The sequence below is a fragment of the Nocardiopsis mangrovi genome (genome assembly GCF_042653925.1).
Lineage (GTDB): Bacteria > Actinomycetota > Actinomycetes > Streptosporangiales > Streptosporangiaceae > Nocardiopsis_B > Nocardiopsis_B mangrovi.
Genome location: NZ_JBHSFQ010000049.1, coordinates 24,561 through 31,432, shown reverse-complemented (window position 1 = coordinate 31,432; position 6,872 = coordinate 24,561). Strand labels below are relative to the sequence as shown.

The 6,872-nt window shown below is 76.2% G+C and carries 5 protein-coding genes and 1 pseudogene; 5 read left to right on the top strand and 1 reads right to left on the bottom strand.

Translation table 11 applies throughout. The features are described 5' to 3' along the window. From ACFO4E_RS28640 to ACFO4E_RS28630, 3 genes and pseudogenes are all read left to right on the top strand, one after another. Positions 1 to 134 (top strand): annotated as a pseudogene (locus tag ACFO4E_RS28640) (succinate--CoA ligase subunit alpha); the annotation flags it as partial. A 326-nt stretch (positions 135 to 460) separates the two neighbouring features. Next, on the top strand, positions 461 to 1,102 hold the full coding sequence (locus ACFO4E_RS28635; RefSeq protein WP_378580182.1) for an NAD(P)-dependent oxidoreductase: 642 nt from the start codon (positions 461 to 463) through the stop codon (positions 1,100 to 1,102). 957 nt (positions 1,103 to 2,059) lie between these two features. Further along, positions 2,060 to 3,838, top strand: coding sequence for a cell division protein PerM (locus ACFO4E_RS28630; RefSeq protein ID WP_378580180.1), 1,779 nt, complete (start codon positions 2,060 to 2,062; stop codon positions 3,836 to 3,838). Between the two features lie 79 nt (positions 3,839 to 3,917). On the opposite strand, the gene ACFO4E_RS28625 is transcribed toward ACFO4E_RS28630, so the two are convergent. Beyond that, on the bottom strand, positions 3,918 to 4,337 hold the full coding sequence (locus tag ACFO4E_RS28625) for a DUF4190 domain-containing protein (protein ID WP_378580178.1): 420 nt from the start codon (positions 4,335 to 4,337) through the stop codon (positions 3,918 to 3,920). 282 nt (positions 4,338 to 4,619) lie between these two features. On the opposite strand from ACFO4E_RS28625, the gene purN reads away from it, so the two are divergent. After that, complete coding sequence (purN, locus tag ACFO4E_RS28620; protein ID WP_378580192.1) at positions 4,620 to 5,273, top strand: phosphoribosylglycinamide formyltransferase; 654 nt, start codon at positions 4,620 to 4,622, stop codon at positions 5,271 to 5,273. Further along, positions 5,270 to 6,838, top strand: coding sequence for a bifunctional phosphoribosylaminoimidazolecarboxamide formyltransferase/IMP cyclohydrolase (gene purH / locus ACFO4E_RS28615; protein ID WP_378580176.1), 1,569 nt, complete (start codon positions 5,270 to 5,272; stop codon positions 6,836 to 6,838). The genes purN and purH overlap by 4 nt, the downstream gene beginning before the upstream one ends. Positions 6,839 to 6,872: the final 34 nt, after the last annotated feature.

The following is a 6,872-nucleotide window of genomic DNA, read 5'->3' as shown; positions in this document are numbered from 1 at the left end:
TGGGGCACGCCGGCGCGATCGTGTCGGGGTCGGCGGGGACCGCGGCGGCGAAGAAGGACGCGTTGGAGGCGGCCGGGGTGAAGGTCGGCAAGACCCCCACCGAAACCGCCGAACTCGCCCGCGCCCTGTTCTGACCGGACCCGGTCCGATCCGGCCGTGACGGCCGCATGAACGACGGCCGGCCGCCGCCCCGAGGTGCCGCACCACCCGGGACGGCGCCGGCCACCGCGTGACCCGGCCCGGCCCGCCACCGTTCCACCGGTGGCGGGCCGGGCCGTCGGCGTCTCCGGGGGCCGCGGCCCGGCTCCGCCGGACCCGCCGGAGCGCCGCATGGACGGGGTTCGGCGGGGGCGCGCGCCTACCATGTTCAGCGACGCACCTTTGCAGGCGGCGCCCGTTGCGACCGCAGACCAGGCAGGGTCCGACCGGACGCGGCGTCGCATCGGGAAGGCGGAGCGACATGGGCGGCACGCTGGTGGTCTTCGGCGCGAGCGGGGGGACCGGCCGCGCACTCGTCGACCAGGCCCTCGCCCGCGGGCAGGACGTCACCGCTGTGGTGCGCGACCCCGCGCGGCTGCAGATCGGCCACGAGCGGCTGACCGTCGTGACCGCCGACGTCGCCGACCCCTCAGCGGTCGCCGAGGCCATCCGCGGCTCACGGGTCGTGGTCTCGGCGCTCGGCGGCGCCTCGCGCCAGACCTCCGCTGTGTGCGCGCCGGCCGTGGCCAACATGATCAAGGCCATGCGCGGCGGCGCGGCCCGCCGCCTCCTGGTGGTCAGCGCGGCGCCGCTCCAGCGCGGCGGCAAGGGCGAGCGGCTCCTCTACCGGGCCACCCTCAAGCACGTCCTGCGCGCGGTGCTGCGGCGGGACTACGCCGATCTCGCCGCCATGGAGCACGCTGTGCGTGCCAGCGGGCTGGACTGGACGATCTTCCGGCCGCCCCGGCTCACCGACGGCCCGGCCACCGGCCGCTACCGGACCGCGGCCGACGCCAACGTCCCCGGCGGATACGCGATCTCCCGCGCCGACCTGGCCGCCGAGATGCTGCGCGCGGCCGACTCCCCCACCACGATGGGCCGTACGATCGGCATCGGCTACTGACGGACGTCCCGTGCGCCGGGGTGTCGGGCCGAGAGCGGATGGTCATGGGTCCAGGCGGCGGCTTCACCGTAGGAGGTCCCGGTCCCCGGCGGCCTGAGGGAGAACCACCGGCGCACCGGTGAACCCGTACCCGCGCATCGGCTGCGGGCGTGACCTCTCATCGGCGATCGGTTCTCCCGGCCGGCCGGCGGGGGACGATCCGCCGGGAGGACGCGCAGCGGTCCGTGAGGATGGGTGCTCACCGACCGGTGGCCACCCGCCACCGAGCCCGCCGCAGGCAGCCCGGCGACCCTCATCGGCGGTGGTGTTCTCGGGCTGTCTCCTGGCGGGGTCCGGCCCGGTGACCGGCCGACGTCGTGTCCTCCACGGGATCCGCCGGTCCCGCGCGCGGCCCGCGTGGGCATCCACCGCACTGGCGGGCTGTCGGGCTGGCGGGCGCGACGTCGTGAGAGCCCGGCCACCGGCCCCCGTCACCGTCTCGTCCGCCCGGTCGGCGAGCGGTCGGCGGCCCCATCGGAGTCGGCGGTGGTGTTCTCGGGCTGTCTCCTGGCGGGGTCCGGCCCGGTGACCGGCCGACCTCGTGTCCTCCACGGGATCAGTCGCCCCCGCTCGCGGCCCTCATGGGCATCCACCGCACTGGCGGGCTGGCGGGCGCGACGTCGTGAGAGCCTGGCCACCGGCCCCCGTCACCGTCTCGTCCGCCCGGTCGCACCGCAGGACCGCGGATCACCGGCGGAGTCGACACCCGCGAGGACATCCGCACTGCGGTCGGCACGCGGTCCGGTCCCCGGGCACCGCCCCGGCGGCCCGCACGCCGCACTGCCGCACTGCCGCGTTGCCGCGTTGCCGCACCGGAGAACGCGCTAGCACCGCGGGCGGCCGGAGGGGAAGCGCGACACTCCGACACGCCTGGAGCAAAGCCCGCGAGACGGTCATAAGGCTGGCAGCATGGGCGGGGTGAGCGCGCCCGCACAGCCTTCCCCGAAACGCGGCACCGCCGCGGACTCCGGCCGGTCCCGGCACAACGGCCGCGGACGGCCCCCCGAGCGGTCCGACGGCGGTGCCCGCGACCGCCGTTCCGGGGACGGCCGGCGCCCCGGGCGCGGCGGCCCACCGCCGGGGCCCCAGCCCGCGGCGGCCGGCGAGCAGCCGCGTCCGCTCTACACCGCCGGCGGTATCGCCGCCGCCTGGGCGGCGGGTGTCGGGCTGGTCGTGATCACCACTCTGACCGTCGTGGGGTGGGTGGCCGCACCGCACGGCACCTTCGGCGAGGACTTCCTCGGCGTGTTCCGCACCGCGGTCCAGGGCTGGCTGGTCGGCCACAACGTCGGGTTCGGCATCCCCGGCGGCCGGGTCACCATGCTCCCGCTGGGGCTGGTGGTGCTGCCCGGCCTGCTCCTGTACCGGGCCGGGCGCTGGCTGGCGCGCAGCTGTGAGCTGCCCCGGCTGCGCCACGTGTTCCGGGCCGCCCTGGCGATCGCCGGCCCCTACGCGGCCATCTGCGGCACCCTGGCGCTGATCGGCCAGACCGAGGTGATCCGGCCGAGCATGCCCCAGGCCCTGGTGGCCGGCTTCGTCCTGGCGTTCCTCGCGGGCGGGCTGGGCGCCCTGCTCCAGCTGCTCAAGGACAAGGGCATCCCGCGGCGGCGGCTGCTGAGCCTGATGCCCGAGCGTCCCCGTTCGCTGCTGGTGGGCACCGCAAGCGCCACGGGGCTGCTGCTGCTGGCCGGCGCCGTGCTGTTCTGCGCGTCGCTCATCGCCGGGTTCGAGGAGGCGGCGGCGACCACCCGCGAGCTGGAGCCGGGGGTCGTCGGAGGTGCGCTGCTGCTCGCCATGCAGCTGATCTACGTCCCCAACGCGGTCGTCTTCGGCGTCGCCTACGCGGTCGGTCCCGGCTTCGCGGTGGGCGCGGGCACCATGGTCGCCCCCACCGGCGTGGCGGTGGGGCCGCTGCCCCTGTTCCCGATGCTCGCCGCGCTGCCGGAGAACGGCCCGGCGCCGGCGCTGTCGATCATCGCCCTGGCCGCCCCTTTCCTCGCCGGCGGAGTGGCGGGGGTGCTGACCCAGCGCAGCGCGCCGACCGTGGTCAGCGAGGCGGCGCCGCTGTGGGGGTTCGTGTGCGGGGTGACCACCGGGCTGGTGTGCGCGGCCCTGTCGATCCTGGCCGGCGGGCCCCTGGGGGCCGAGCGCCTGGCGACGGTGGGGCCCTCGCCCTGGCAGGTCGGGCTGATCACGGCGCTGGAGGTGGGCGTCGCCGCCGCGATCACGGCCTGGCTGGCCCACTGGCGGTACTTCCGTGCGGCCGGAGCCGAAGGGGACGCGGACTCCGGTGCGGGCGACGCGGGCGAGGACGGCGAGTCGGGGGACCGGGCGGCCCCGGCCGCGGCGGCCCCGGCGGCCCGCCCGGCCCGGCCGGCCGCGGCGGCCCGTCCCCGGCCCCGGCGGGCCGCCGCGGTGCCGCCCGTCGCTCCCGCCCGGCCCGTGCGGCGACCCGTCGCGGATCCCGGGCCGGAACCGGTGCCGGACAACGGAGGGCCGGAGGAGGCGGCCCCGCGCCCCGCCCGCCGCGGCCTGCGGCTGCCGGCCGCGCTGCGGTGGGGTCCCCGGCGCGGGGCCGCGGAGGAGGACGACGCGGAGGCCGAAGAGCTGTACGGCATCACCTACGAGGCCGCCCCGGAGGCGCTCGACCCCGCGGCCGCGGGCGCCCCCGAGGAGCGCGACGGCCCCGCGGGGTGAGCCTCGGCGGCGAGCGGGCCGGAGGGCGGCGGGTGTGGCCGACATCACGGTCCGGGCAGGCGGGGTGCCGGCCCCCGGGTCAGCCCCCCGCGGTGAGTTCGGGGACCCGCTCGACGGGGACGCCGGCGCGCTCGGCGATGCCTTCGCGCAGCGCCTGGTCGCACGCCTGCTGGGAGCTCTCCGTGTGCGCGCGCGCCGTGCACGCGCGGTAGTCGCTGTACTCCTGCCAGAAGACCGTGTAGCCGATGATCGCGAAGACCGAGACGGCGACGCCCACCCACCCCAGGATCTGGCTCAGCAGCGCCCCGGGCGCCACGCCCTTGGCCTGCCGGGCGGCCTTGCGGGCCCGGCGCCCCTGGAAGATCCCCAGGACGGAGAGGACGACGCCGAAGGGGGGCAGCAGGAGCCCGGCGGCGGAGAAGAAGAGCCCCCACAGGCCGCCTCGTTCCACAGTGGGCTGCTGCCCGTCAGTGCGCGGCTCCGGCGGCTCGATGGTCACAAGTGCTCCTCGGGGAAAGTGCCTCACGGCGAAGCGGATCGAACGGCGACCCTGGCGGCGCCCTCGCGGGGCCGCGCACACGGGTCTCTTCGAGTAGACGCTACCTGGCGAGATAGGCTTGCCACGCGGACGGGCCGAGGTGTCCTCGCCCGGTCCCGTTCCCGGGGCCGTCGGCGGCCCGCCCACAGGCACACGCGGCCCGGATGCCGCGCGCACCCCCGCGCGCCCGTGGCCGCCGGGAACGCGCTGTTCCCGCTGGTTTTCCCATGAGGAGGAAGCACACTGTCGGCGCGAGTAGTCGTTCTCATCTCGGGCACGGGAAGCAACATGGCCGCCCTGCTCGACGCCGCGGCGGACCCCGGGTACGGCGCGGGCATCGTCGCCGTCGGGGCCGACCGTGCGAGCGCGAAGGGCATCGTCCGGGCGCAGCAGGCCGGGGTCCCCACCTTCACCACCCCCTTCTCCGATTACGCCGACCGCGCGCGGTGGAACACCGCTCTGGCCGAGCGGATCGCCGAGCACCGGCCCGATCTGGTCGTCTCGGCCGGGTTCATGCGGATCCTCGGTCCCGAGGTGCTGAGCCGGTACCCCGTGATCAACATCCACCCCGCCCTGCTCCCGGCCTTCCCCGGCGCGCACGCCGTCCGCGACGCGCTGGCCTACGGCGTCAAGGTCACGGGCGCCACGGTGCACTTCGTCGACGAGGGGGTCGACACCGGCCCGGTCATCGAACAGGTGACCGTCCGGGTGGAGCCCGGCGACGACGTGCACTCCCTGCACGAGCGCATCAAGGCGGTCGAGCGGAACATGCTGGTCGGCGTCGTGGGCCGGCTGGCCCGCGAGGGCTGGACCCTGGAGGACCGTCACGTGCGGCTGGGCTCGGCCGAGCCCGGGCCGACCCCATCAACCGGCAACGTTGCAGAGGAGAACCGGTGACCCAGCAGCCCATTCGGCGCGCGCTGATCAGCGTCTACGACAAGACCGGGCTGGAGGAGCTCGGATACGGCCTCGCGGAGGCCGGGGTGGAGATCGTGTCCACGGGCTCGACCGCGGCCCGCCTGGCGGCCGTCGACGTCCCCGTCACCCCCGTCGAGGACGTCACCGGCTTCCCGGAGTGCCTGGAGGGCCGGGTCAAGACCCTCCACCCGGCCGTGCACGCTGGCATCCTGGCCGACCGCACCAAGGACGACCACCGGGCGACCCTGGAGGAGCTCGGCATCGCGGCGTTCGACCTGGTCGTGGTGAACCTCTACCCCTTCTCCGCCACCGTCGCCTCGGGCGCCTCCCCCGAGGAGTGCATCGAGAAGATCGACATCGGCGGCCCCGCCATGGTGCGCTCCGCCGCCAAGAACCACGGCAGCGTCGCGGTCGTCGTGGACCCCGCCCGCTATGACGAGGTGATCGAGGCCGCCCGGAGCGGCGGCTTCCCGCTGGAGCAGCGCAAGCGCCTGGCGGCCCAGGCGTTCGCGCACACCGCCGCCTACGACGCGGCGGTGGCGGGCTGGTTCGCCTCGGCCTACGCCCCCGACGACACCGCGGCCGAGACCGGCTGGCCGGAGTTCCACGCCACGGCCTACCGCCGTGCCGCGACCCTGCGCTACGGCGAGAACCCGCACCAGCGGGCCGCCCTGTACCGCTCGGACGACCCGGCCGGGCCGGGCCTGGCGGGCGCGGAGCAGCTGCACGGCAAGGAGATGTCGTACAACAACTACGTCGACGCGGACTCCGCGCTGCGCGCGGCCTACGACTTCGCCGAGCCGTGCGTGGCCATCATCAAGCACGCCAACCCGTGCGGCATCGCGGTGGGCGGCGGCATCGCCGAGGCGCACGCCAAGGCGCACGCCTGCGACCCGGTGTCGGCGTTCGGCGGTGTCATCGCCGCCAACCGCCCGGTGAGCGCGGCGATGGCCGAGCAGGTCGCCGACGTGTTCACCGAGGTGCTGGTGGCGCCCGGGTTCGAGGCCGGCGCGGTCGACGTCCTCACCCGCAAGAAGAACATCCGGCTGCTGGTGGTCGCCCCGCCCGACCGCGGTGCGCGTCCCGAGGCGCGCGCGATCAGCGGGGGGACGCTGCTGCAGAGCGCCGACGCGGTCGACGCCCCCGGCGACGACCCCGCCAACTGGGAGCTGCGCGCGGGCGCCGCCGCCGATGACGCCACGCTGGCCGACCTGGAGTTCGCCTGGCGCGCGGTGCGCGCGGTGAAGTCCAACGCCATCCTGCTGGCCGCCGACCGGGCGACCGTCGGTGTGGGCATGGGCCAGGTGAACCGGGTCGACTCCGCGCGCCTTGCGGTCACCCGGGCCGGCGACCGGGTGCAGGGCTCGGTCGCGGCCAGCGACGCGTTCTTCCCGTTCGCCGACGGCCTGGAGGTCCTCACCGGGGCCGGGGTACGGGCCGTGGTGCAGCCGGGCGGATCGGTGCGCGACGAGGAGGTCGTCGCCGCCGCGGAGCGGGCGGGGGCCACGCTCTACTTCACCGGGACCCGGCACTTCTTCCACTGACGGTTCCCGACTCCCACACACCTCTCCCCGGCAC

Coding starts and splice junctions, on each gene's coding strand:
- ACFO4E_RS28635 (WP_378580182.1), top strand. CDS start 461: ATGGGCGGCACGCTGGTGGTCTTCGGCGCGAGCGGGGGGACCGGCCGC.